Origin of the sequence: Haematobacter massiliensis, assembly GCF_000740795.1 — a bacterium.
In the GTDB taxonomy this organism is placed as follows: domain Bacteria; phylum Pseudomonadota; class Alphaproteobacteria; order Rhodobacterales; family Rhodobacteraceae; genus Haematobacter; species Haematobacter massiliensis.
Genome location: NZ_JGYG01000014.1, coordinates 59,829 through 81,351, shown reverse-complemented (window position 1 = coordinate 81,351; position 21,523 = coordinate 59,829). Strand labels below are relative to the sequence as shown.

The 21,523-nt window shown below is 64.9% G+C and carries 23 protein-coding genes; 14 read left to right on the top strand and 9 right to left on the bottom strand.

All coding sequences use genetic code 11. The annotated features are described in order from the left end of the window. A partial coding sequence (locus tag CN97_RS16660; protein WP_035713777.1) for an MORN repeat-containing protein occupies positions 1 to 603 on the top strand: 603 nt, incomplete at its 5' end. 38 nt (positions 604 to 641) lie between these two features. Here CN97_RS16660 and CN97_RS16655 read toward each other — a convergent pair. Next, the gene (locus tag CN97_RS16655) at positions 642 to 1,304 is read right to left on the bottom strand and encodes a VPLPA-CTERM sorting domain-containing protein (RefSeq protein WP_035713775.1); all 663 of its coding nucleotides are present in this window, start codon (positions 1,302 to 1,304) and stop codon (positions 642 to 644) included. Between the two features lie 317 nt (positions 1,305 to 1,621). Between CN97_RS16655 and CN97_RS16650 the strand changes: the two genes are divergently transcribed. From CN97_RS16650 to CN97_RS16620, 7 genes are all read left to right on the top strand, one after another. Further along, positions 1,622 to 3,187, top strand: a complete 1,566-nt coding sequence (locus CN97_RS16650) for a 2-isopropylmalate synthase (protein ID WP_035713773.1) — start codon at positions 1,622 to 1,624, stop codon at positions 3,185 to 3,187. 241 nt (positions 3,188 to 3,428) lie between these two features. After that, the gene (locus CN97_RS16645; protein ID WP_035713771.1) at positions 3,429 to 4,463 is read left to right on the top strand and encodes a rod shape-determining protein; all 1,035 of its coding nucleotides are present in this window, start codon (positions 3,429 to 3,431) and stop codon (positions 4,461 to 4,463) included. 47 nt (positions 4,464 to 4,510) lie between these two features. Further along, entirely contained in the window at positions 4,511 to 5,461 is a 951-nt protein-coding gene (gene mreC, locus CN97_RS16640) for a rod shape-determining protein MreC (protein ID WP_035713770.1), read from the top strand. After that, the gene (locus tag CN97_RS16635) at positions 5,454 to 5,984 is read left to right on the top strand and encodes a hypothetical protein (protein ID WP_035713769.1); all 531 of its coding nucleotides are present in this window, start codon (positions 5,454 to 5,456) and stop codon (positions 5,982 to 5,984) included. Before mreC ends, CN97_RS16635 begins: the two co-directional genes overlap by 8 nt. Continuing rightward, positions 5,981 to 7,900, top strand: coding sequence for a penicillin-binding protein 2 (gene mrdA / locus CN97_RS16630; RefSeq protein WP_051911339.1), 1,920 nt, complete (start codon positions 5,981 to 5,983; stop codon positions 7,898 to 7,900). The genes CN97_RS16635 and mrdA overlap by 4 nt, the downstream gene beginning before the upstream one ends. Continuing rightward, positions 7,897 to 9,036, top strand: coding sequence for a rod shape-determining protein RodA (gene rodA / locus CN97_RS16625; protein ID WP_035713768.1), 1,140 nt, complete (start codon positions 7,897 to 7,899; stop codon positions 9,034 to 9,036). Before mrdA ends, rodA begins: the two co-directional genes overlap by 4 nt. Positions 9,037 to 9,039: 3 nt before the next feature. Next, complete coding sequence (locus tag CN97_RS16620; protein WP_035713767.1) at positions 9,040 to 9,969, top strand: 2-hydroxyacid dehydrogenase; 930 nt, start codon at positions 9,040 to 9,042, stop codon at positions 9,967 to 9,969. A gap of 6 nt (positions 9,970 to 9,975) precedes the next feature. Here CN97_RS16620 and CN97_RS16615 read toward each other — a convergent pair whose 3' ends face one another. Next, complete coding sequence (locus CN97_RS16615; RefSeq protein ID WP_035713766.1) at positions 9,976 to 10,632, bottom strand: DUF1523 family protein; 657 nt, start codon at positions 10,630 to 10,632, stop codon at positions 9,976 to 9,978. 15 nt (positions 10,633 to 10,647) lie between these two features. Next, positions 10,648 to 10,926 (bottom strand): hypothetical protein, encoded by a 279-nt coding sequence (locus tag CN97_RS16610; RefSeq protein WP_035713765.1) that lies wholly within the window; start codon positions 10,924 to 10,926, stop codon positions 10,648 to 10,650. 77 nt (positions 10,927 to 11,003) lie between these two features. Between CN97_RS16610 and CN97_RS16605 the strand changes: the two genes are divergently transcribed. The 4 genes from CN97_RS16605 to CN97_RS16590 all read left to right on the top strand — a co-directional run bounded on the left by CN97_RS16605 (position 11,004) and on the right by CN97_RS16590 (position 15,241). Then, positions 11,004 to 12,305, top strand: coding sequence for an acetylornithine deacetylase/succinyl-diaminopimelate desuccinylase family protein (locus CN97_RS16605; protein WP_035713764.1), 1,302 nt, complete (start codon positions 11,004 to 11,006; stop codon positions 12,303 to 12,305). A 125-nt stretch (positions 12,306 to 12,430) separates the two neighbouring features. After that, positions 12,431 to 13,903 (top strand): ABC transporter substrate-binding protein, encoded by a 1,473-nt coding sequence (locus CN97_RS16600; RefSeq protein WP_035713763.1) that lies wholly within the window; start codon positions 12,431 to 12,433, stop codon positions 13,901 to 13,903. 8 nt (positions 13,904 to 13,911) lie between these two features. Beyond that, positions 13,912 to 14,361: a GNAT family N-acetyltransferase gene (locus tag CN97_RS16595; protein ID WP_035713761.1), complete on the top strand. Its 450-nt coding sequence runs from the start codon at positions 13,912 to 13,914 to the stop codon at positions 14,359 to 14,361. A 79-nt stretch (positions 14,362 to 14,440) separates the two neighbouring features. After that, on the top strand, positions 14,441 to 15,241 hold the full coding sequence (locus CN97_RS16590) for a hypothetical protein (protein WP_035713759.1): 801 nt from the start codon (positions 14,441 to 14,443) through the stop codon (positions 15,239 to 15,241). A gap of 3 nt (positions 15,242 to 15,244) precedes the next feature. Here CN97_RS16590 and CN97_RS16585 read toward each other — a convergent pair whose 3' ends face one another. After that, entirely contained in the window at positions 15,245 to 16,231 is a 987-nt protein-coding gene (locus tag CN97_RS16585; RefSeq protein ID WP_035713758.1) for a glutathione S-transferase family protein, read from the bottom strand. Between the two features lie 91 nt (positions 16,232 to 16,322). On the opposite strand from CN97_RS16585, the gene CN97_RS16580 reads away from it, so the two are divergent. Further along, complete coding sequence (locus tag CN97_RS16580) at positions 16,323 to 16,685, top strand: hypothetical protein (protein ID WP_051911338.1); 363 nt, start codon at positions 16,323 to 16,325, stop codon at positions 16,683 to 16,685. Here CN97_RS16580 and CN97_RS16575 read toward each other — a convergent pair whose 3' ends face one another. The 3 genes from CN97_RS16575 to CN97_RS16565 form a co-directional block, all read right to left on the bottom strand. Beyond that, complete coding sequence (locus CN97_RS16575) at positions 16,686 to 17,522, bottom strand: EamA family transporter (protein WP_035713756.1); 837 nt, start codon at positions 17,520 to 17,522, stop codon at positions 16,686 to 16,688. A gap of 73 nt (positions 17,523 to 17,595) precedes the next feature. Next, positions 17,596 to 18,255: a DsbA family protein gene (locus CN97_RS16570; RefSeq protein WP_248700111.1), complete on the bottom strand. Its 660-nt coding sequence runs from the start codon at positions 18,253 to 18,255 to the stop codon at positions 17,596 to 17,598. Positions 18,256 to 18,263: 8 nt separating this feature from the next. Continuing rightward, positions 18,264 to 18,815 carry a DUF721 domain-containing protein gene (locus tag CN97_RS16565; RefSeq protein WP_035713753.1) on the bottom strand — a complete coding sequence of 184 codons (552 nt, stop codon included), beginning with the start codon at positions 18,813 to 18,815 and terminating at the stop codon, positions 18,264 to 18,266. 90 nt (positions 18,816 to 18,905) lie between these two features. Between CN97_RS16565 and mutY the strand changes: the two genes are divergently transcribed. Next, positions 18,906 to 20,027 carry an A/G-specific adenine glycosylase gene (gene mutY, locus CN97_RS16560; protein ID WP_051911351.1) on the top strand — a complete coding sequence of 374 codons (1,122 nt, stop codon included), beginning with the start codon at positions 18,906 to 18,908 and terminating at the stop codon, positions 20,025 to 20,027. On the opposite strand, the gene CN97_RS16555 is transcribed toward mutY, so the two are convergent. Together CN97_RS16555 and CN97_RS16550 are read right to left on the bottom strand one after the other, a co-directional pair. Further along, the gene (locus CN97_RS16555; RefSeq protein ID WP_035713752.1) at positions 19,955 to 20,254 is read right to left on the bottom strand and encodes a DUF2218 domain-containing protein; all 300 of its coding nucleotides are present in this window, start codon (positions 20,252 to 20,254) and stop codon (positions 19,955 to 19,957) included. The two genes, mutY and CN97_RS16555, sit on opposite strands and share 73 nt — an antisense overlap. A gap of 139 nt (positions 20,255 to 20,393) precedes the next feature. Continuing rightward, complete coding sequence (locus CN97_RS16550; protein ID WP_035713750.1) at positions 20,394 to 21,500, bottom strand: site-specific DNA-methyltransferase; 1,107 nt, start codon at positions 21,498 to 21,500, stop codon at positions 20,394 to 20,396. Positions 21,501 to 21,523 lie beyond the last annotated feature (23 nt).

Genomic DNA, 21,523 nt, shown 5'->3' with positions numbered 1-21,523 from the left:
AGAGAGGGGCGCGGCACCGCCCGTTATCCCGACGGTTCCGTCTATGAGGGGGCATTCGTCGCCGACCGCCCGGAAGGGCAGGGGCGCATCACCTATGCCGACGGCTCCACCTATGAGGGCGACTGGGCAGGTGGGGGCATCGCGGGCACTGGCAAGCTCACGCAGGCCAACGGGCTGGTCTATGAGGGCAGCTTTGCCAGCGGCAAGCCGGAGGGCAGGGGCCGCATGACCTATCCGGGGGGCCAGACCTATGAGGGCGACTGGATCGGAGGGCAGCCGGAGGGGCAGGGCACGGCGCGCTATCCCGATGGTTCGGCCTATGAGGGCACCTTCCGCGCCGGCAAGCGGGATGGCACCGGCACGTTCACCCGCCCCGACGGCTTCCGATACGAAGGCGCCTGGTCGGATGGCGCGATGTCGGGGGAGGGTGTGGCCACCTATCCCTCTGGTGATGTCTATACCGGCGCCTTCCGCGACGGTCGCCGCAACGGACAGGGCACCTTCCGCTATGCCTCCGGCCGCGAGGTGAGCGGTAACTGGTCGGCAGGAGAGCTGGACCTGCCGGAGGCGGGCGCTTCAGGTTCCGAACAGCCCGCTCAGTAGGCAGCGAAAGACGGGGCCGGCTTTCCCGCCTGGAAGCGTCACGCCCCGTGACGCCGCCTCAGCCTCAGCGCCGCCAGAACCCCCATCCCGCCAAGCGCGAGGACAAACCCTCCGGGCAAGGGGACGGGCGCGATGGTCACACTGTCGAGATCGACATGCCCGCATGGGGCATCGCCGCATTCAATGGGCAGGCCGTCGAAGCTCTGGTCCCAGGGACCAATGGCGGCGATGCGGAGCATATCGAGGCCGCGAAACTCCGCTCCGAAGGAGAAGCTGAACGCCCCACCGGTCAGCCCCGTCGAAAAGCGGGCATAGGCGACGGACAGCCCGTTTCGGAATCCTTCGACCGCGATATTGTCATAGGGCACCGGGCGCATGTCCCACTCATCCGGCGTCACGACGTAGCTCGCAAGATCATAGCCGACGACGCTCATACCCAGAGCGCGGAAATGCCCGCCGGTCGTGAGAGTGACGCCGCTGGTCAGCGACGTGCCCGAATCGTCCAGATGCACCGCGCCGGGCCGCATATACCAGACGACACCGTCGGAATTCGGATCGGCGGAGACGGTCGCCCCGCCCTCCCGCCAGGCGATGGGGGCGGGACCGTCGTGCCATCCCGGTATATCGTCGAAAGTCAGGGTCGTCGCGGCACAGGGCAGGGCGAATGAACAGGCGAGAATGACGAGAGCAACAATACGCATGGGCGCGCCTCCAAATGGCTTTTTGGGGGAGCGGATAGGCACAGGATATCAGAAAATCGCCCCCTGGAATGCTACGGATTGGAAAAAGCTGCGCCAATGACGCAAAACTTTCGCTTTTCTTTCTCCGCTGGCCGGTTATAGTCCGCCGCATGAACGCGAACCGGCATATCACTGTTTTCAGCGGCGCAGCCTGCGCCCTGCCGTATCGCGGGCTCCTTCTCCTTAGCTGCCTCTGAGCGTGCCGTCAGGCGCGACCGCTCAGAGGTATCCGCGCGCCAGACACCCGACAGGCATCGCAAGACAGCAGGAGACATTCCATGACCGCCACCGCTTCCGCCGATCAGGCCCGCGTTCTGATTTTCGACACCACTCTGCGTGACGGGGAGCAATCGCCCGGCGCGACCATGACCCATGAGGAGAAGCTGGAGATCGCAACCCTCCTCGACGAGATGGGGGTGGATGTGATCGAGGCGGGCTTCCCCATCGCCTCGGAAGGTGACTTCGCCGCGGTGAGCGAAATCGCGAAGAACGCCAGGAACTCGGTCATCTGCGGTCTCGCCCGCGCCAGTTTCACGGATATCGACAGGGCCTGGGAAGCGGTGAAATACGCGCCCCGCGCGCGGATCCACACGTTCATCGGCACCTCGCCGCTGCACCGCGACATCACGCGGCTGACGCAGGATGAGATGATCGACAAGATCCATGCCACCGTTTCCCGTGCCCGCAACCATTGTGAGGATGTGCAGTGGTCGCCCATGGACGCCACGCGGACGGAGCGGGATTACCTCTGCCGCGTGGTGGAGACGGCGATCAAGGCGGGCGCCACCACGATCAATATTCCCGACACCGTGGGCTATACCGCGCCCCGCGAAAGCGCCGAGCTGATCCGCATGCTGCTGGAACGTGTTCCGGGCGCGGACGGGGTGATCTTCGCCACCCATTGTCACAACGATCTGGGCATGGCGACGGCGAACTCCCTCGCCGCGGTGGAGGCTGGCGCGCGGCAGATCGAATGCACGATCAACGGCCTGGGCGAGCGTGCGGGCAATACCGCGCTGGAGGAGGTGGTGATGGCGCTGAAGGTGCGCAACGACATCATGCCTTACCGGACCGGCATCGACACCACGAAGATCATGAACCTGTCGCGCGTCGTCGCGCAGGTGTCCGGCTTCCCCGTCCAGTTCAACAAGGCGGTCGTGGGCAAGAACGCTTTCCTGCACGAATCGGGTATCCATCAGGATGGTGTGCTGAAGAACGTGGAGACGTTCGAGATCATGCGTCCCGAGGATATCGGCCTGACCGCGAACAATATCGCGATGGGCAAGCATTCCGGGCGTGCGGCGCTGCGCACCAAGCTCGCGGATCTGGGTTTCCAGACCTCCGACAACCAGCTGAACGACGTGTTCGTCCGCTTCAAGGCGCTGGCCGACCGCAAGAAGGAGATCTTCGACGAGGATCTGGTCGCGCTGGTGACGGAAACGGCGAATGAGGCCGCGGATGAGGCGATCCAGATCCGCCGCCTGCGGATCGTCTGCGGGACGGAAGGCCAGTCGGCGGAGCTGACGCTGGCCATCCGCGGCGAAGAGAAATCCGTCGAAGCGACGGGCGACGGCCCGGTCGACGCGGCCTTCAATGCGGTCAAGGCCCTGTTCCCGCATCAGGCGCGGCTGAAGCTCTATCAGGTGAGCGCGATCACCGCGGGCACCGATGCACAGGCCACCGTGAGCGTCCGGCTGGAGGAAGACGGCAAGATCGTCACCGGGCAGGCAGCGGATACCGATACCATGCTCGCTTCCGCCAAGGCCTATGTGAATGCGCTGAACAACCTGATCGTGCGGCGTCAAAAGACCAAACCGGAGGAAGAGGTCCGCGCCGTCTCCTGACGGGCCGGCCGAAGGCAAAAGGGGCGGTGTCGGTTTGCCGGCGCCGCCCCGCTTGCATCTTGAGGTGGAAACGGCAAGGTTCCGCCGGTGCCGCAGGTGATCACGACGTGCGGAAACGCGCCTGTCGACCCGACCCGCCCCTTTCGCTCAAGTCATGTGCGCTCTATACGAAGGACTGGCCGCCGTGCGGGTAGACTCGCGGCCTTCATCTTCTAGGGTTGCACACGGAAAGTCTCAGGGCATGGGTATTGCGGGTCTGTTTTCGTCCGACATGGCGATTGACCTCGGGACGGCGAACACGCTCGTCTACGTCAAGGGCAGGGGGATCATCCTCAACGAGCCATCGGTGGTGGCCTACCACGTCAAGGATGGCAAGAAGCAGGTTCTTGCCGTTGGCGAGGACGCGAAGCTGATGCTCGGCCGCACGCCCGGCTCCATCGAGGCCATCCGCCCGATGCGCGAGGGCGTGATCGCCGATTTTGACGTGGCGGAAGAGATGATCAAGCATTTCATCCGCAAGGTTCACCGCAGGACGACCTTCACCAAGCCGAAGGTCATCGTCTGCGTGCCGCATGGCGCGACCCCGGTGGAGAAGCGGGCGATCCGGCAATCGGTGATCTCGGCGGGCGCGCGGCGCGCGGGTCTGATCGCCGAACCGATCGCGGCGGCGATCGGCGCGGGGATGCCGATCACCGATCCCACCGGCTCCATGGTCGTGGATATCGGCGGCGGCACCACCGAGGTGGCCGTCCTGTCGCTGGGCGATATCGTCTATGCGCGCTCCGTCCGGGTGGGCGGCGACCGGATGGATGAGGCGATCATCTCCTATCTCCGGCGCAACCATAACCTGCTGATCGGCGAGGCGACGGCGGAGCGGATCAAGACCTCCATCGGCACGGCGCGGATGCCCGACGACGGGCGCGGCGCCTCCATGCTGGTGCGCGGGCGCGACCTCCTGAACGGCGTGCCGAAGGAGACGGAGATCAATCAGGCGCATGTGGCGGAGGCGCTGGCCGAACCCGTGCAGCAGATCTGCGACGCGGTGATGATCGCGCTGGAGGCGACCCCGCCCGATCTGGGCGCAGACATCGTGGACCGCGGCGTCATGCTCACCGGCGGCGGTGCGCTGCTCGGCGATCTTGACCTGAGCCTGCGGGAGCAGACGGGGCTGTCCATCTCCATTGCGGATCAGTCACTGAATTGTGTCGCGCTGGGGACGGGCAAGGCTCTGGAGTATGAGAAACAGCTTCGGCATGTGATCGACTACGATAGCTGAGGTCGGGCCGGAGAACCCGGCTCAACGACCGGCGCCGGGGGACATCGGTGGCAAGAGACCGCAACGGCCATGTTGAGTACATGCGCCCGATCAGGAGATTGCTGATCGGCACGGCATTCGTGCTGCTCATCGGGCTGTTCATGGTCTGGCGCATCGACAGTCCGCGGGTGGAAAGCTTCCGCGCCGCGCTGATCGACCGTGTTGTGCCGTCGCTCGACTGGGCCTTGGTCCCGGTGACCAAGGCGGCGAACATGATCGATGATTTCCGCTCCTATGCGCGGATCTACGAGCAGAATCAGGAACTCCGCCGCGAGCTTCAGCAGATGAAGGCGTGGAAGGAGGCGGCGCTGCAGCTGGAGCAGAAGAATGCCAAGCTGCTCGGGCTCAACCAGGTGCGGCTCGACCCCAAGCTCACCCATGTGACGGGCGTGGTGCTGGCCGATTCCGGCTCCCCCTTCCGGCAGTCCGTGCTGCTGAACGTGGGCGCGCGTGACGGGATCATGGACGGCTGGGCGACGATGGACGGGCTGGGGCTGGTGGGGCGGATTTCCGGTGTGGGGCAGACCACCTCCCGTGTGATTCTGCTCACGGATTCCAACAGCCGGATCCCGGTGACGATCCAGCCGTCGGGTCAACGCGCGATCCTGTCGGGGGACAATACCTCCTCGCCGCCGCTGGACTTCATCGAGGCGCCCGATCTGGTGCGGCCGGGCGACCGGGTGGTGACCTCGGGGGATGGCGGAGTGTTCCCCTCGGACCTGCTGGTCGGGCAGGTGGCGCAGGGGCCGGACCGGCGGCTTCGGGCGCGGCTCTCGGCGGATTACGAGCGGCTCGACTTCCTTCGCGTGCTGCGCAGCCACCTGGCGGAGCAGCTTGATGATCCCGGCGGGCTCATCATCGTGCCCGACCAGCCCTTCGGGCCGCCACCGCCGCCCCTGGACGCGCAAGGAGCAGGAGCCGGGGGAACGCAGCGTTCGGGGGCGCGGACGGATGGCTGATCCGCTCGCCCTTCAGCGGTGGATCTACAGGGCGATTTTCGTGGGTTTCGCGGTGCTGTTCTACATCATCCGCATCCTGCCGTTGAGCACGCTGCCCCCGACCCTCCCCGGCCCTGACCTGATGATCGCGCTGGCATTCGCCTGGATCCTGCGCAGGCCCGATTTCGTGCCTGCGCCGCTTATCATCGCGGTGTTCCTGCTGGAGGACATGCTCTATCACCGTCCGCCCGGGCTGTGGGCGGCAATCGTTCTGCTGGGTACCGAATTCATCCGGGGGCGGGTTGCGCTTTTGCGCGGGCTGCCGTTTCCTGTGGAGTGGGCGATGGTCGCGGCGGTGCTCGTGGCGATGACACTGCTGGAGCGGCTGGTGCTCGCCGCGGCACTGGTCCCGCAGGCGGCGCTCTCCGCCGAGATGCTGCGCGTGCTGACAACGATGATCGCCTATCCCGTGGTCGTACTCGCGACACGGTTCGTCTTTGCCCTGCATGACCCCGAGCAGGACAGGTTGGGGAGACGCGCATGAAGCGTAATGACAAGGATGTGGAGGAAAGCAGCCGCCGGATCACCCGGAGGGCGCTGGTCCTTGGCGGCTTGCAGGTCAGCGTTCTCGCGCTTCTGGCGGGGCGGATGCGCTATCTCCAGATCGATCAGGCCGACCAGTACCGCATGTTGGCGGAGGAGAATCGCGTCTCCATCCGGCTGATCCCGCCGACACGCGGGCTTATCGCGGATCGCACCGGCACGATCATCGCGGGCAACGAGCAGAACTACCGCGTCGTCATCGTGCGGGAGGATGCGGGCGATGTCGGCGAAGTGCTGAACCGCCTGTCGCGCGTGATCCCGATGTCGGAGGAAGAGATAGAGCGCACATTGCGCGAGATCCGCCGCCGGTCGGCTTTCGTGCCGATCACCGTGGTGGATCGGCTGTCGTGGAGAGAGTTCTCCGAGGTCGCGGTGAACGGTCCGGCGCTGCCGGGGGTCACCCCTGAAGTGGGCCTGTCGCGCTTCTATCCGCTCCGGGGCGACTTTGCCCATGTCGCGGGCTATGTCGGCCCGGTGAGCGAGAGCGATCTGGCCAATCTGGAAAGCCGCGATCCAGTCCTGCAGATCCCGAAGTTCCAGATCGGCAAGAACGGCGTCGAACAGCGGATGGAGGAGGTGCTGCGCGGCACCGCCGGCTCCAAGCGGATCGAGGTGAACGCCGTCGGTCGCGTCATGCGGGAACTGAGCCGGGAGGAGGGTGACACGGGCGGCAACGTGCAGCTCACCGTGGATCATCGGCTGCAACGCTTCACGCTCGACCGACTGGGCGCGGAAAGCGCCGCCGCGGTGGTGATGGATGTGCACAATGGCGATCTGCTGGCGCTGGTCTCTGCGCCGTCCTTCGACCCGAACCTGTTCGTGCGGGGGATCTCCGTGGCCGACTACCGGACCCTGATGTCGAACGACCATCGTCCGCTGGCCAACAAGACGGTGCAGGGCACCTATCCGCCCGGCTCTACCTTCAAGATGGTGACCGCGCTGGCCGCGATGCGGGCGGGAATGCTCGATCCGGCCGACACCGTCTATTGCCCCGGCTATCTCGCCTATGGCGGGCGCCGGTTCCACTGCTGGCGGCACGGAGGGCACGGGCGGGTGTCGCTGGTCGAGGCCCTGGCGCAATCCTGCGACGTCTTCTTCTACGAGATCGCGCAGCGCGTCGGGATCGACAAGATCAGCGAGATGTCCCGGCTTCTCGGGCTTGGGGTTCGTCATGACCTGCCGCTCTCCGCCGTGGCGGAAGGTCTGGCGCCGACGCAGGCGTGGAAGCGGCAGGCGCGGGGCGAAAGCTGGCTCGTGGGCGACACGATCAACGCCTCCATCGGGCAGGGCTTCAACCTCACCTCACCGCTCCAGCTCTGCGTGATGACGGCGCGGATCGCGACGGGGCGAAATGTGCTGCCGAGGCTTATCAAGTCGATCGACGGCATTGAGCAACCGGTGCCGGGGGGGGAGGATCTGGGCCTTCCTGCGGCGCATCTGGCGCAGGTTCGCCGGGGGATGGACCAGGTGATGAACGGCCGCACCGGCACCGCACGTGGCTCCCGCATCGCCGATGAGGCCATGCTCATGGCGGGCAAGACAGGCACATCGCAGGTCCGCAACATCTCGGCGGCGGAGCGGGCGTCGGGGGTGCTCGGCAACCATCAGCTTCCGTGGAACCGGCGAGATCATGCGCTTTTCGTGGCCTATGCCCCGCTCAACGCCCCCCGCATCGCGGTGAGCGTCGTTGTGGAACATGGCGGAGGCGGCTCAGCCGTGGCCGCGCCCATCGCGCGGGACATGGTAAAGTTCGCATTGGGCGGCGGTCTTGGCCCGACTGCCGTGGCCCCTCCTGCGGAAGGGGCGGAGCCTGCGCCCACCCCTGCCGCGCCGCCGCCCCGGACAACACGCGCATGACCTATCTCGCATCCAACCTGAAGCAGGTGCCGACGGGCCTGCGCAAGTTCCTGCATATCAACTGGCCGCTCGTGGTGCTGATCAGCGCGATCTGCTCCATGGGTTTCCTGATGCTCTACTCCGTCGCCGGCGGATCGATGCAGCCCTGGGCGGAGCCGCAGATGATGCGCTTCGGCCTTGGCATCGTGATCATGTTCCTTGTGGGTTTCGTGCCGATCTGGCTCTGGCGCAACCTGTCGGGCGCGGTCTACATGGCCGCCTTCCTGATGCTGGTCTATGTGGAGCTGTTCGGCCACACCGGGATGGGGGCGACCCGCTGGATCAATCTCGGCTTCATGATGGTCCAGCCGTCCGAGATCATGAAGATCGCGATGATCATGCTGCTCGCCGCCTATTACGACTGGCTGGACGTGCGGAAGGTGTCGCGTCCGCTCTGGGTGCTGATCCCGCTGCTCATCATCGTGCTGCCGACGGTTCTGGTGCTGAAACAGCCGGATCTCGGCACCTCCACCATGCTGATTGCCGGGGGCGGGCTGCTGATGTTCGCGGCAGGGGTCAGCTGGATTTATTTTGCCGTCGTCATCGCCCTGGTGGTGGGCGCGGTGGCGCTGGTGCTCAACAGCCGCGGCACGCCATGGCAGTTGCTGCACGACTACCAGTTCCGGCGCATCGACACGTTTCTCGACCCGGGGAATGATCCCCTGGGGGCGGGCTATCACATCACGCAGGCGAAGATCGCGCTCGGCTCCGGTGGCTGGGCCGGACGGGGGTTCATGGAGGGCACGCAGAGCCGCCTGAACTTCCTGCCCGAGAAGCACACCGACTTCATCTTCACATCGCTGGCGGAAGAACTGGGCTTCGTAGGGGGCATGTCGCTGCTCACGCTCTATGCGCTGCTGCTGTTCTTCACCATGTCGTCCGGCGTCACGAACAAGGACCGTTACGGCTCGCTCCTGACCATCGGGATCGCGGGGACGCTGTTCATCTACATCACCGTCAACATGTCGATGGTCATGGGCCTTGCGCCCGCGAAGGGCGCGCCGCTGCCCTTCGTGTCCTATGGCGGGACGGTGATGTTAGTTCTGCTCTGGGCGTATGGTCTGGTGCAGAGCGCGCATATCCACAAGCCGAGGTAATCCATGCCCCTGATCCTGTTTGCCGGCAGCCCTGACGAATGGGACGCCTACCAGCAGACCCTGCCCGCCGCATTGAAGGAGGCGGGCGTGGAGGCCGAACTGACCGCCGAGACTCCCGCCGATCCGGCGTGCGTGGATTACATCGTGACCTCCCCCGCAGGGCGGATTTCGGATTACGCGCCCTTCGTGAACTGCCGTCTCGTCCAGAATCTCTGGGCGGGGGTGGAGCGGATTACCGGCAATGCCACGCTCACGCAGCCGCTGGCGCGGATGGTGGATCCCGCGCTGACGCAGGGGATGGTCGAATATGTGACGGGCCATGTGCTCCGCCTGCATCTCAGGATGGACGACTGCCTGCAGGACGGGCGGTGGCGGCGGATCGTGCCACCGCTCGCCGCCGAGCGGACGGTGGTGATCCTCGGGCTGGGGGAACTTGGGCAGGCGGTCGCGGGGGCGTTGGGGGCGCTGGGCTTCCGGCCGCTGGGCTGGAGCAGGCGGCCCCATGACGTGCCGGGAGTGGAGACCCATTCCGGGGCGGAGGGGCTGAGCCATGTCCTCTCGCAGGCGGAGATCCTCGTCACGCTCCTGCCGCTGACGCCGGAGACCGACGGGCTTCTGAACGCGGCGCGCCTTGCCCTGCTGCCGAAGGGAGCCAGCATCATCAATCCCGGACGCGGACCGCTCATCATGGACGAGGCGCTTCTCGAGGCGCTGGATGCAGGCCATGTGAGCCGCGCCGTGCTGGATGTGTTCCGGGAGGAGCCGCTGCCGCCGGGGCACTCGTTCTGGGCGCACCCGAAAGTCTTCGTCACCCCGCATATTGCCGCGGCAACCCGTCCCGCGACTGCGTCCCGCGTCGCTGCGGAGAATATCCGGCGGGGAGAGGCAGGGGAGCCGCTTCTCCACCTCGTCGACAGGGGCGCTGGCTACTGATCTGGATCAGCGCTTGCCGGTGAACCAGCCGGTGAAGCGCTGCCAGCCGCGGCTCATGTTGTCGCGTGCCTCGTCGAGGTTGGCGTCGGCGCGGTCTATCGCATCGTCGAACCGGGACATTGCCGGTTCGACAGTGCGAAGCCGGAACCTGCGCCACAGGACGACCAGCCAGATCACAAGCAGGAACAGGACGGTCAGGATGATGATCGACGCCCAGGGGATGACCCGCGCATCCGGCCCGGAGACTTGCCGGATGGCCATGGCGTTGGGGAAGATCGAGAAGAACTCGTTCCGCCAGCCATAGCGGGTGACCGAGACCCATTTGGGATCATTGGCGTTTGAGATCAGATCCTGCGCGCGGGCCTGAAGGTTGGCGCTGTCCATCTTGAAATAGGGCGGCCAGCCCCAGCCGGTATCCTCGTTGCGATAGACGATGGCGCGCCCGTTCGGCCTGATGGCCTGAATGAACCGCACGTCTCGCGTCCCCTGTGCCGTCTCACCCGCAGGCGGGCTTGCCCAGAAGAAGGAGTTGTCGCCGAAATCCACCCGCCGGTTTTCCGTGCCAACGATTCGCACGGTATCATGGCGGGGAAGCGTATAGTGCAGGAAGGAGCCGATGAGCCCCACGATGACGATGATCAGCGTCCACTTGACATAACGCAAGGCTGTCCCTCCGGCTCAGTTCACATTCACCAAGTAGATCAGAAACGCGATGACAGCGAGGGGCAGCGCGTAAATTGCCAGCAATCGTCGCGCCCGCGCGGAACTGTCGTAAAGCCGCATCCCGCGCTGCACGAACTCTCTCCGGGCCGGTTTGGGTTCCGAAAGACCCTGCCAGCGCTCTTCCAGCCGTTGCCGGTGGAGCGAACGGAGATAGAAGACGACCGAGAAATAAAGCGCCGTGCCGATCAGGAAGGACCACACGGCGACGCGGAGCAGGATCAGAAGCGTTGCCATGGCGACAGGATATCACGCATCCGAAAACCGCCAATGCCCCGATTGCGCGGCGGTTTTTCCGGGACTACCGTGGCGGGATGACCAGTCATGATAGATCTCCCCCCGCGCTTTCCGATCGTCTGCTTTCCGCCGTCGCCGCGCGGGAAGGGGAGCTGATCGCGCTCACGCAGCAGCTTATCCGTATTCCCACGCTCAATCCGCCGGGCCGGAATTACCGGGACATCTGTACGTTTCTGGCCGATCGGCTGGCCGCGCGCGGCTTCACGGTGGAGCTTCTGCGGGCTGAGGGAACACCGGGAGACAGCGAGAGCTTCCCCCGCTGGAACATCGTCGCCCGGCGCGAGGGTGTGCGTCGCGGCGATTGCGTCCATTTCAATTCGCATCATGACGTGGTGGAGGTCGGGCACGGCTGGACGCGCGACCCCTTCGGAGGAGAATTGGACCGGAGGCGCATCTACGGTCGCGGCGCCTGCGACATGAAGGGAGGGCTGGCGGCCTCCATCATCGCGGCCGAGGCCTTTGTCGACACCTGCCCAGACTTTGCCGGAGCGGTGGAGATCTCCGCCACGGCAGATGAGGAAACCGGCGGTTACGGTGGCGTCGCCTGGCTGGCGAAGCGCGGCTACTTCAGCCAGGAGCGCGTGCAGCATGTCATCATCCCCGAGCCGCTCAACAAGGACCGTATCTGCCTCGGCCATCGCGGGGTCTGGTGGGCGGAGATCGAGACCAAGGGCCGGATTGCCCATGGCTCCATGCCGTTTCTGGGGGACAGCGCGATCCGGCACATGTCGGCGGTGCTGGCTGAGATAGAGACACATCTCTATCCGCTCCTTGCCTCCAAGCGGACGGAGATGCCGGTGGTGCCCGAAGGCGCGCGGCAATCGACGATGAACATAAATTCCATTCACGGCGGCGAGGCAGAGCAGCCTGAGGGGTTCACCGGGCTGCCTGCGCCCTGTGTCGCGGATCGCTGCCGTATCATCATCGACCGCCGCTTTCTCATCGAAGAAGGTTTGAGCGAGGTGAAAGGGGAGGTGAAGGGCCTGCTCGACCGGCTGAAGGCAACGCGGCCCAACTTCGATTATGAGATCCGCGACCTCTTCGAAGTGCTTCCCTCCATGACCGATGAGGGTGCGCCCGTCGTGCGCAGTGTCGCCGCGGCGGTGGCGACCGTTCTGGGCACGCATCCCGAGTTCGTCTGCTCCCCCGGCACATACGATCAGAAGCACATAGATCGAATCGGCCGGCTGAAGAACTGCATCGCCTATGGGCCGGGGATACTGGATCTGGCCCACCAGCCCGACGAATGGGTTGGCGTGGATGACATGCTCGACTCCGCGCGGGTCATGGCGCTGACGCTGGCCGATCTGCTTCGCTGATCTCGCCGGATCGTGAGCGGCGGCCTCTGGCCGAGAGTGTTGCGGAGCGGTAGGCGGTTATCCGCTTGATCGGTTACGGTAACACGTGTCTGATGCGCGCGAAAACGAGGTGAGGGAACGCGGCCATGATGAAACGCCTGAAACTCGCCGTCGCGGCGGTTGTCCTGTCCGCCGGGACGGCTCTGGCGGCGCAGGATACGCTGACCCTCGGCATGGCGTTGGAGCCGCCCAATCTGGACCCGACCGCCGGTGCGGCAGCGGCCATCGACGAGGTGACCTATGCCAATATCTTCGAAGGGCTGACGCGGTTCGCCCCGGACGGCTCCATCGTGCCTTCGCTCGCGGAAAAATGGGAAGTTTCCGACGACGGCAAGGTGTATACCTTCACGCTCAACCATAACGTGAAGTTCCATGATGGAACGGATTTCAATGCTGCGGACGTGGTGTTCAGCCTCGACCGGGCGCGCGGACCGGACTCCACCAACGCGCAGAAGCAACTTTTCACGAATATCGACAAGGTGGAGGCGCCAGAGCCGTTTCTTGTGCGTGTCACGCTGAGGTCATCGGACGGCAACTTCCCCTTCAACCTCGCCTGGGGCGATGCCGTCATGGTGGCAGAGGAAAGCGCGGCCACCAATGCCACGCATCCCGTAGGCACCGGCCCCTTCAAATTCGTCGAATGGGCGAAGGGCGACCATGTGACCATCGAGCGGAACGTGGAATACTGGGGGACACCCGCCAAGCTTACGTCCGCGACGTTCAAGTTCATCTCGGATCCGACCGCTGCGTTTGCTGCCGTCATGGCCGGCGATGTCGATGCCTTCCCGAACTTTCCCGCGCCCGAGACGCTGGCCCAGTTCGAGAGCGACCCGCGTTTCAAGGTGCTGGTCGGCACGACGGAGGGGGAAGTCATCCTCGGCCTGAACAATCGCAAGGCGCCGCTTGACGATATCCGGGTGCGCAAGGCGATTGCCCATGCCATCAACCGGCAAGAGCTGATCGACGGCGCGATGTTCGGCTATGGTGTTCCGATCGGTACGCATTTCGCCCCGCACAATCCGGATTATGTCGATCTGACAGCGCTTTCGGCCTATGATCCGGAGCGGTCCAAGGCATTGCTGAAAGAGGCGGGAGTAGAGGGGCTGCGCCTTCGGCTCGCGCTGCCGCCGCCAGCCTATGCCCGCCGATCGGGAGAGATCATCGCCGCCGAACTCCGCGCTGTGGGGATCGAGACGGAGATCGCCAATCTCGAATGGGCGCAATGGCTGGAGCAGGTGTTCAAGGGCAAGGATTTCGACATGACCATCGTCGCGCATGTCGAGCCGATGGACATCAATATTTATGCCCGCCCGGACTATTACTTCGGTTATGCCAAGCCGGAGTTCGTGACGCTGATGGATACATTGGCCGCAACGACCGGACGGGAGGCGCGCTCTGACCTGCTGAAGAAGGCACAGAAGATGATCTCGGAGGACTTCGTCAACGGGTTCCTGTTCCAGCTTCCCAAGGCAGGCGTCGCGAATGCAAAGATCCGCGGGCTTTGGGAAAACTCGCCGACCCCGGCGAATGACCTGACAGCGGTATTCTGGGAGGAGTGACGCCCGTAATGCCGCTTGTCATCCGGCTGGCGGAAGCTGGCGATGAGCCGTGGATCCGGGCCTGCGCAGAGCGGGCCTATGCACGTTACGTGCCGTTGATCGGGCGAAAGCCTGCCCCGATGACCGCCGATTTCGCCGGTCAGATCGCTGCGAGGCAGGTGCATGTCGCGCTTGCGGAAGCGGAGCGGCTGGGCTTCATCGTCTTCTATCCGCAGGGAGACCACATGCTCTTGGAGAATGTGGCGGTTTCACCGGAAGCTGCGGGGCGGGGCGTGGGCAAGGCGCTCATCGCCTTTTGCGAAGCGCAGGCGGCAGGCTTGTCGGGGGTCCGCCTTTACACAAACGCCAAGATGGCCGAGAATCTGACGATCTATCCGCGGCTTGGATATGTAGAAACCGGACGGCGGCAGGAGGATGGCTTCGACCGGGTATATTTCGAGAAATCGCTCACCGCCTGATCTGCGGTGGCCAACATCCCGCCGAGCGGGTAGGGGTGAGGCCGGCCCGTCGATGGCCGCCCGTCTTTGCAGGTAGCCCATGTCCGAAACCGCTTCCGCGCCGCTCGCACCCACCCATGTCGCCTGCATGAAATGGGGCACTGCCTATGGGTCGGAGTATGTAAACCGCCTGTATGCAGGGGTTCGCCGCAACGTCACCGGGCCGCTCAGGTTCTTCTGCATGACCGACGATCCGACCGGGCTGGATGCCGGGATCGAGATTTTGCCTCTGGCGGAGGAGCCGTTCTTTCCCGCGATGTTCGCGGAGATGCGGAAGCACGGTTATCACGGCGCGCTCCGCAAGCTGTCCCTGTTCCGGGCCGGCGCTGTGCCGGGGTTGAGCGGGCCTCTGCTGATCCTCGATATCGACGTGGTCGTGACAGGGTCGCTCGACGATCTCATGACATGGGAGCCGGGCAAGGTCTGTATGCGGCGCGAATGGACCACGACAGGCTCGCGCGCCTCCCGCGGGCATGGCTCCGTGCTCCGCATGGACCCCGCGATCCACACCGCGCTTTACGATGCGATGGCCCGCGATCCGGAGGGAGAGATCCGGCGCTATGTCGGGTCGGAGCAGAGCTATACCTCCGGCACGGCATGGGAGGCGGGCTACTTCGCGCCCTTCCCGGATCAATGGATTGTCAGTTTCAAGCGCGCCTGCCGCCCGCCGCGGCCCCTGAACCTTTTCCTTGAACCGCGCCTGCCGCGAGATGCCCGGATCGTCGCCTTCCACGGCCGCCCGAAGATCGAGGAGGCCATGCAAGGCTATACGGCCGGGGGTCTGGGCAAGCGCGTCCTGCCGACACGCTGGCTTCGCAAGCACTGGCTGGGCGAGAGCTGAGGCTCAGCGCCCGACCTGCTCCCGTCCCGGCGGGCGCTCGAAGTCGAGGACCGGGTTGATGGGCAGGATGCGATAGGGATTAATCGTGTCGTGGCTGTAGTGATAGTGGCGCACGATATGGTCGAAGCGCACCGTCTCCCGCACGCCCGGCACCTGATACAGTTCGCGCGTATAGGGCCATAGGTTCGCGTAATCCGCCAGCCGCCGCCGGTTGCACTTGAAATGCAGATGATACACGAGGTCGAACCGGATGAGCGTGGTGAAGGCCCGCCAATCCGTCTCTGTCGGCTGCGCTCCGGTGAGAAATCGGCGGAGGGAGAGCAACTCCTCCAGCGCATCCATCGTCTCGAAAACGTCGAGCACGGCGGGGTCGTAGGCTTGTTGGCTCGTCGCGAAGCCGGCCTTGTAGACGCCGTTGTTGAGCCCGTCATAGATGACCGCGTTCAGATCGTCGATTTCCTCGCGCAGCGCTGCGGGGCAGTAGTCCGTCGTGTTGCCGGTGATCGCGTCGAAGGCGGAATTGAACATGCGGATGATCTCGGAAGACTCGTTCGATACGATCGTCTCCCGCTTCTTGTCCCAGAGCACCGGGACCGTCACCCGCCCCGAAACATCCGGCCTCGCTTTGGTGTAGATGTCGCGCAGGAAGGGAAGGCCATAAAGCGTATCCCCGGTCGCTCCCGGAAAGTCTGTGGCGAAGGTCCAGCCATCGTCCAGCATGTCGGGATGCACGACCGAAACGCTGATATGCTCCGTCAGGCCCTTCAGCGCGCGATAGATCAATGCCCGGTGCGCCCAGGGGCAGGCATAGGACACATAGAGATGATAGCGCCCGCTTTCGGCAGGAAAGCCGCCGTCTCCGCTCGGCCCCGGGCTGCCATCCAGCGTGATCCAGTTGCGGAAGCCGGATGTGGACCTTTTGAACGCGCCCCCGGTTGACTTGGTGTCATACCAGCCCGGCTGCCATACGCCGTCAACAAGCTGTCCCATGGTGTCTCCCGTCGTGAAAACTTCATGGGACAGTAACTTGAAGATCACGGGAAATGCTTCACATTATTTCATATCTGTGGAGGGATTGCTCATGGATGTGCTGCCAAGCGAAGTTGCAAGAAACCTGCGGGACGTTCCCACGCCGTTTGAGCGGAAGGCCAATACCCGTCTCCGCGCCAAGGTGGCCGGACGTATCTATCCGGTACTGCATACCTGGGAAGGCGGGTTCTCGATCGCGGCGGAAGGGGTCATCCATTTGCGCGGTGCGGTTGATCTTTACGAGGGGCATAGGCTGGTTCGGCATTGCCTGATCGTTGCGTCCATCGCCGCGAGCGGTGAGCTTATCTGCGAGTACAAATACTCCACACTGGCCACGGAAGTGCCGCCTGCAGACTGGGCGCCCGAGGAGATCGAACCCTTGCACAGCGACGATCTGGTGCGGCTTCTGGCCTAGTCAGGCGAGCCGGAGCAGGCCTGCTCCCATCGCGATAAGACAAGCTGCAACAACGCGTTGCGGCCTTATCTTTTCGCGCAATATGAAGGCCGCTATCGCTGTTCCGAACAGGATAGACGTCTCCCTGAGCGCTGCGACGACCGCCACCGGCGCGAGTGTCATTGCCCAGAGGGCGACTGCATAGGAGACGAGTGTCCCGAAGCCCGCGAGCAGGCCCCAATGCCATCCCGCCGTCACCTCACGCAGGAAGGCGGCACGGCGGCGCAGCAGCGCCCAGGAGAGCATGGGCGCGGCGGTAAGCACGAATTCCCACATCGTGTAAGCGATCGGCGCACCGGATAGCCGCGCGCCATAGCCGTCCGAAAGGGTATATCCCGCGATGACGACGGCATTCACCATCGCGTAACCCAGCCCCGCACGGCTGGTCGCCCCGCCTGACCACAGGGCCATGCTGAGGATGCCGAATGCGATCACGAGGATGCCGGAAAGCGCGATTCCGCCCAGATGCTCCCCAAGCAGCACCATCCCGACGAGGGTCACGATGAGCGGAGCAGTCCCGCGCATGACCGGGTAGGTCTGGCTCATATCAGCCACCGTGTAAGCGCGCGCGACCAGAAAGTAGTAGGCCACCTGCAACGACACGGAGAGGGCCAGAAACGGCCAGCTTTCCCGCGCCGGGGCGGCGAGGAACGGCATGACGGGCAGGGAGATGAGTGCGGCCGCTCCGGCGACCATGACGGCGGTGAGGGTCTTGTCGCCGGAGGCCTTGACGATGGCGTTCCACGCCGCGTGCATCAACGCGGCGACAAGAACGAGGCCAAAGACTTCAGGGGGCATGGACGCAGGGCTTGTAACGGTTTCGTAACGGCCCTAAGCCCCGCGCCCCCTGACTGTCAAGCGGCGGGAATTCTTATTGCGATACCGCCTTGTCGAGAGCCGCCTTCATGTCCGCAAGGGACATGTTGTTGTGCTTCTCCCCATTGATGATGAAGGTCGGGGTGGAGTTGATGCCATCCGCCTGCGCCCGCTCCGAATAGGCCTTCACCAGCGCTTCCGCGGTGGCCTGATCGTTCAGGCAGGCGTTGACCTGTTCGTCGTTCAATCCGCCCGCCCGCGCGATCCCGCGCAGGTTTTCCGCGACGACGGCGGGATCGTCCGACCCGGCCCAATCGCGCTGTTTGGCGAAATAGGTCTTGGAGAAGCCGTAATAGCGCATGTCACCGCCGCAGCGTGCGACCATAGCGGCCCAGAGATCGTAGCGGTTGAAATAGACCTCGCGCTGGATGAACTTCACCTTGCCGGTGTCGATGTATTCCTTCTTGATCTCCGGGAACACGTCGTTGGAGAAAGCCGCACAGTGCGGGCAGGTGAAGGACGCGTATTCGATGATCGTCACCGGCGCGTCCACATTGCCCATGATAATATCGCGCGCAGGGTCTTCTGCCGCAGCCGGAGCGGCGGTGCCGGCAGCCTGAGCCCGGGCCGCGCCCGTATCGGGAAGCGCCGAAGCGCCCAGCCAGAAGGCACCGGCAAGCGTTGCCATCGCAAGGGCGGAAAGGGTGGTCTTCATCGTCATCCTCATTTTCCAAACGTTCTGTCTTTGCCGGGGGCGCGGGCGATCACGTTCTGCCCAAGCCGCTCCAGCGCAGCGCGAAGCCCCTCGTCCTGCACGCCGCCCGTGGCCTCCGCTGCGCGGCGTGTGATCTCCGGTGCGGGCTGGGGCATTTGCGGGGGCTGGGGGGTTGTAAAAGCGGCATGGCCATCAGCGAAACCAGTGGGTGCCGTCTGGGTGATCGTGATGCGCGACACGGCGGAATAGCCATAGCAGGCATTCACCCGTGCAACGATCGAGGGCAGTTGCATCTGGAGCATCTGAGCCTGCGCTCCCGTGGTCAGCAGCGTCAGCGTTGCGCCAAAGCCCTGCTGGCCATAGGACATCTTGACGGGCCGGGCCATTGCGGCGATCTCCGGCCCCACGATCTCCGCCCAGTGGGTAAGAAGCCGGGCAACCGCGAAACCACGTTTCTCTCCCGCCTGCCGGATACGTTCGCCCAGAAGGCCCGCGGCAGGTTCGAACCCGCGCATCCGGCGAGAGGGGGGAGAGAATGGCGGTGTCGTCTTGCGCGGCATCTTTGTTTTCCGGATCCAGACCCTATTCTAAGGCAGCGAACCAGCGACGCACCAGTGGAAGCGATCGGAGTTGACGGAATTTTGCTTGACTTGAGACAGGACTGGACATCGGCCGATTTCTCCGCGGCGCTTCTGGAGTGGTATGATCGCCACGCCCGCGTCATGCCCTGGCGGATCGGACCGGCGGAGCGGAAGGCTGGCGTTCGGCCTGATCCCTATCGCATCTGGCTGTCGGAGGTGATGCTCCAGCAAACGACAGTGGTTGCCGTGCGCGACTACTTTCGGCGGTTCACAGAGCGCTGGCCGGATGTTGCTGCGCTTGCGGCGGCTGAGGATGCGGCGGTGATGGCGGAATGGGCGGGGCTTGGCTACTACGCCCGCGCCCGGAACCTGCTGAAGGGTGCACGGGCCGTCGTGGCGGAGCATGGCGGACGCTTCCCCGCCACGCGGGAGGGTCTGCTGACGCTGCCGGGTGTCGGTCCTTACACCGCTGCCGCTGTGGCCTCCATCGCCTTTGATGCCCCGGAGGTGGTGGTGGATGGCAATGTGGAGCGGGTGATCGCACGGCTCTTCCGGGTGGAGACGCCGCTCCCCCTCGCCAAGCCGGAGCTGACAGCGCTGGCCGCGCGGCTTACCCCGGCCCAGCGGCCGGGCGATTATGCACAGGCGGTGATGGATCTGGGCGCCACCATCTGCACGCCAAGAAGCCCCGCTTGCGGCATCTGTCCATGGCGGGATCCATGCATCGCCCGTGCGGAGGGGGTGCAGGCAGAGCTGCCGCGCAAGCTGCCGAAGGCGGCGAAGCCGGTGCGGCGCGGCATCCTGTATCTCGCGCGGCGCGCGGATGGCGCATGGCTTCTGGAGACCCGGCCGGAAAGCGGGCTGCTGGGCGGGATGCTGGGCTTTCCGGGCACGGACTGGACGGTGGAGGCGCCGGAGGAGGCCCCCCCGGTCGCAGCAGAGTGGCGCGATCCGGGGGGAGAGGTGCTGCATACGTTCACGCATTTCCACCTGCGCCTCGCCCTCCGTGTGGCGGAGTTGCCGGAGACTGCAGCGCCGACTCAGGGGTGCTTCATGATGCTCAGCCCCGCGCATCTGCCAACGGTGATGCGCAAGGCCTATGACCTCGTCCGTGCGGATCAGGCCAGCGCCACGGGCGAGGTCCAGGCAAGCCCTTCGAAGCGGAGCGGGAAGACAACCCGGCGCAGGTGATGTTCCACCATCTTCCGCCCCTGCGCCAGCGCGCGCGGATCCGGCGCGACGAGCGTGACATCCAGCCCCGCTGCAACGGCGCAGAAGGTGAGCCGTCCGAAAGGCATCAGGGCATCGGCGCGGTTGCGGTCATGGCTGACCTCTCCGGCTCCAGCGAACAGCATGGCGATTTCCGGCAGATGTTCCGCGGCGCGCGGCAGGCTGAAATGCGTTGTTGCGGTGAACATGGCTCATCTCTCCCGACCGGTGAGAGTTCAGACATGGGAAGGCGAGAGGCCAATGAAAAGACCCCGCCATGGCAGCATGGCGGGGGAGTTGTGCTGCGGCGATCGGTCCGCCGGCGGCGCTGGCGACAGGGGGCGGGGGTCAGCGGTCGCTGACCATCTCCGCGCGGATCTGCTGGCGTAGGAGGTCAATCGGGATCATCTGGCCTTCGCGCTTGAAGTGCCAATAAGTCCAGCCGTTGCAGGAGGGCGCGCCTTCCAGTGCCGCGCCGACCTGATGGATCGAGCCTTTCACATCGTTTCCAATGAGGGTGCCATCTGCCCTCACCTTGGCGGAACGGCCGTTCGCCGAATAGAGCTGTTCGCCCGGACGGAGCATGCCGCGCTCCACCAGTTGCCCGAAGGGCACACGCGGCTCGGCCCGCTTGGAGCCGGATACCTCCAGCGCGGCGCTTTCCAGCGGGCGAACGCGGTCGAGCCGCGCCTGTGCCGCCTGGATATACGCGGCCTCTCGCTCAATGCCGATGAAACTCCGTCCGAGCATCTTGGCCACGGCGCCGGTCGTTCCGGTGCCGAAGAAGGGGTCCAGCACCACATCGCCGGGGTTGGTCGTGCCGATCAGAACCCGGTGAAGCAGCGCCTCCGGCTTTTGCGTCGGATGCGCCTTGGCACCGGTATCGTCCTTCAGCCGCTCGCCCCCGGTGCAGATCGGGATGACCCAGTCCGACCGCATCTGAACCCCTTCGTTCAGCGCCTTCAGCGCCTCGTAGTTGAAGGTGTATTTTGCGCCTTCCGACCGGGAAGCCCAGATCAGCGTCTCATGCGCATTGGTGAAGCGCTTGCCGCGGAAGTTCGGCATCGGGTTCGTCTTGCGCCAGACGACATCGTTCAGCACCCAATAACCGGCGTCCTGAAGGGCGGTGCCGACACGGAAGATGTTGTGATAGGAGCCGATGACCCAGATCGACCCGTTGGGTTTCAGCAGACGCCGCGCCGCGGCGAGCCACTCGCGGGTGAAGCGGTCGTAGGTCTCGAAGCTGGAGAACTTGTCCCAGGCATCGTCCACCGCGTCGACGCGGCTGTTGTCGGGCCGGTGGAGATCACCACGGAGTTGCAGGTTGTAGGGCGGGTCGGCAAAGACCAGATCAACGGACCCTGCGGGGAGGGCGTTCATCGCCTCGATGCAGTCCCCGGCGATGATCTCATTGAGCGGCAGGCTGGCGGCCTGTCGGCTGGTGGTCTTCGTCATTACTCTTGCCTCTGGTACGACGG

Excerpts from the sequence above, each read along its gene's own strand:
- CN97_RS16580 (WP_051911338.1), top strand. The coding sequence starts at position 16,323 with ATGGATGTGCTGCCAAGCGAAGTTGCAAGAAACCTGCGGGACGTTCCC.
- CN97_RS16635 (WP_035713769.1), top strand. The coding sequence starts at position 5,454 with ATGGCTGATCCGCTCGCCCTTCAGCGGTGGATCTACAGGGCGATTTTC.
- CN97_RS16610 (WP_035713765.1), bottom strand. The coding sequence starts at position 10,926 with ATGGCAACGCTTCTGATCCTGCTCCGCGTCGCCGTGTGGTCCTTCCTG.
- CN97_RS16595 (WP_035713761.1), top strand. The coding sequence starts at position 13,912 with ATGCCGCTTGTCATCCGGCTGGCGGAAGCTGGCGATGAGCCGTGGATC.
- CN97_RS16585 (WP_035713758.1), bottom strand. The coding sequence starts at position 16,231 with ATGGGACAGCTTGTTGACGGCGTATGGCAGCCGGGCTGGTATGACACC.
- CN97_RS16600 (WP_035713763.1), top strand. The coding sequence starts at position 12,431 with ATGATGAAACGCCTGAAACTCGCCGTCGCGGCGGTTGTCCTGTCCGCC.
- CN97_RS16650 (WP_035713773.1), top strand. The coding sequence starts at position 1,622 with ATGACCGCCACCGCTTCCGCCGATCAGGCCCGCGTTCTGATTTTCGAC.
- CN97_RS16575 (WP_035713756.1), bottom strand. The coding sequence starts at position 17,522 with ATGCCCCCTGAAGTCTTTGGCCTCGTTCTTGTCGCCGCGTTGATGCAC.
- CN97_RS16555 (WP_035713752.1), bottom strand. The coding sequence starts at position 20,254 with ATGTTCACCGCAACAACGCATTTCAGCCTGCCGCGCGCCGCGGAACAT.
- mrdA (WP_051911339.1), top strand. The coding sequence starts at position 5,981 with ATGAAGCGTAATGACAAGGATGTGGAGGAAAGCAGCCGCCGGATCACC.
- CN97_RS16565 (WP_035713753.1), bottom strand. The coding sequence starts at position 18,815 with ATGCCGCGCAAGACGACACCGCCATTCTCTCCCCCCTCTCGCCGGATG.
- CN97_RS16620 (WP_035713767.1), top strand. The coding sequence starts at position 9,040 with ATGCCCCTGATCCTGTTTGCCGGCAGCCCTGACGAATGGGACGCCTAC.
- CN97_RS16655 (WP_035713775.1), bottom strand. The coding sequence starts at position 1,304 with ATGCGTATTGTTGCTCTCGTCATTCTCGCCTGTTCATTCGCCCTGCCC.
- CN97_RS16590 (WP_035713759.1), top strand. The coding sequence starts at position 14,441 with ATGTCCGAAACCGCTTCCGCGCCGCTCGCACCCACCCATGTCGCCTGC.
- CN97_RS16645 (WP_035713771.1), top strand. The coding sequence starts at position 3,429 with ATGGGTATTGCGGGTCTGTTTTCGTCCGACATGGCGATTGACCTCGGG.
- CN97_RS16570 (WP_248700111.1), bottom strand. The coding sequence starts at position 18,255 with ATGAAGACCACCCTTTCCGCCCTTGCGATGGCAACGCTTGCCGGTGCC.
- CN97_RS16605 (WP_035713764.1), top strand. The coding sequence starts at position 11,004 with ATGACCAGTCATGATAGATCTCCCCCCGCGCTTTCCGATCGTCTGCTT.
- CN97_RS16550 (WP_035713750.1), bottom strand. The coding sequence starts at position 21,500 with ATGACGAAGACCACCAGCCGACAGGCCGCCAGCCTGCCGCTCAATGAG.
- rodA (WP_035713768.1), top strand. The coding sequence starts at position 7,897 with ATGACCTATCTCGCATCCAACCTGAAGCAGGTGCCGACGGGCCTGCGC.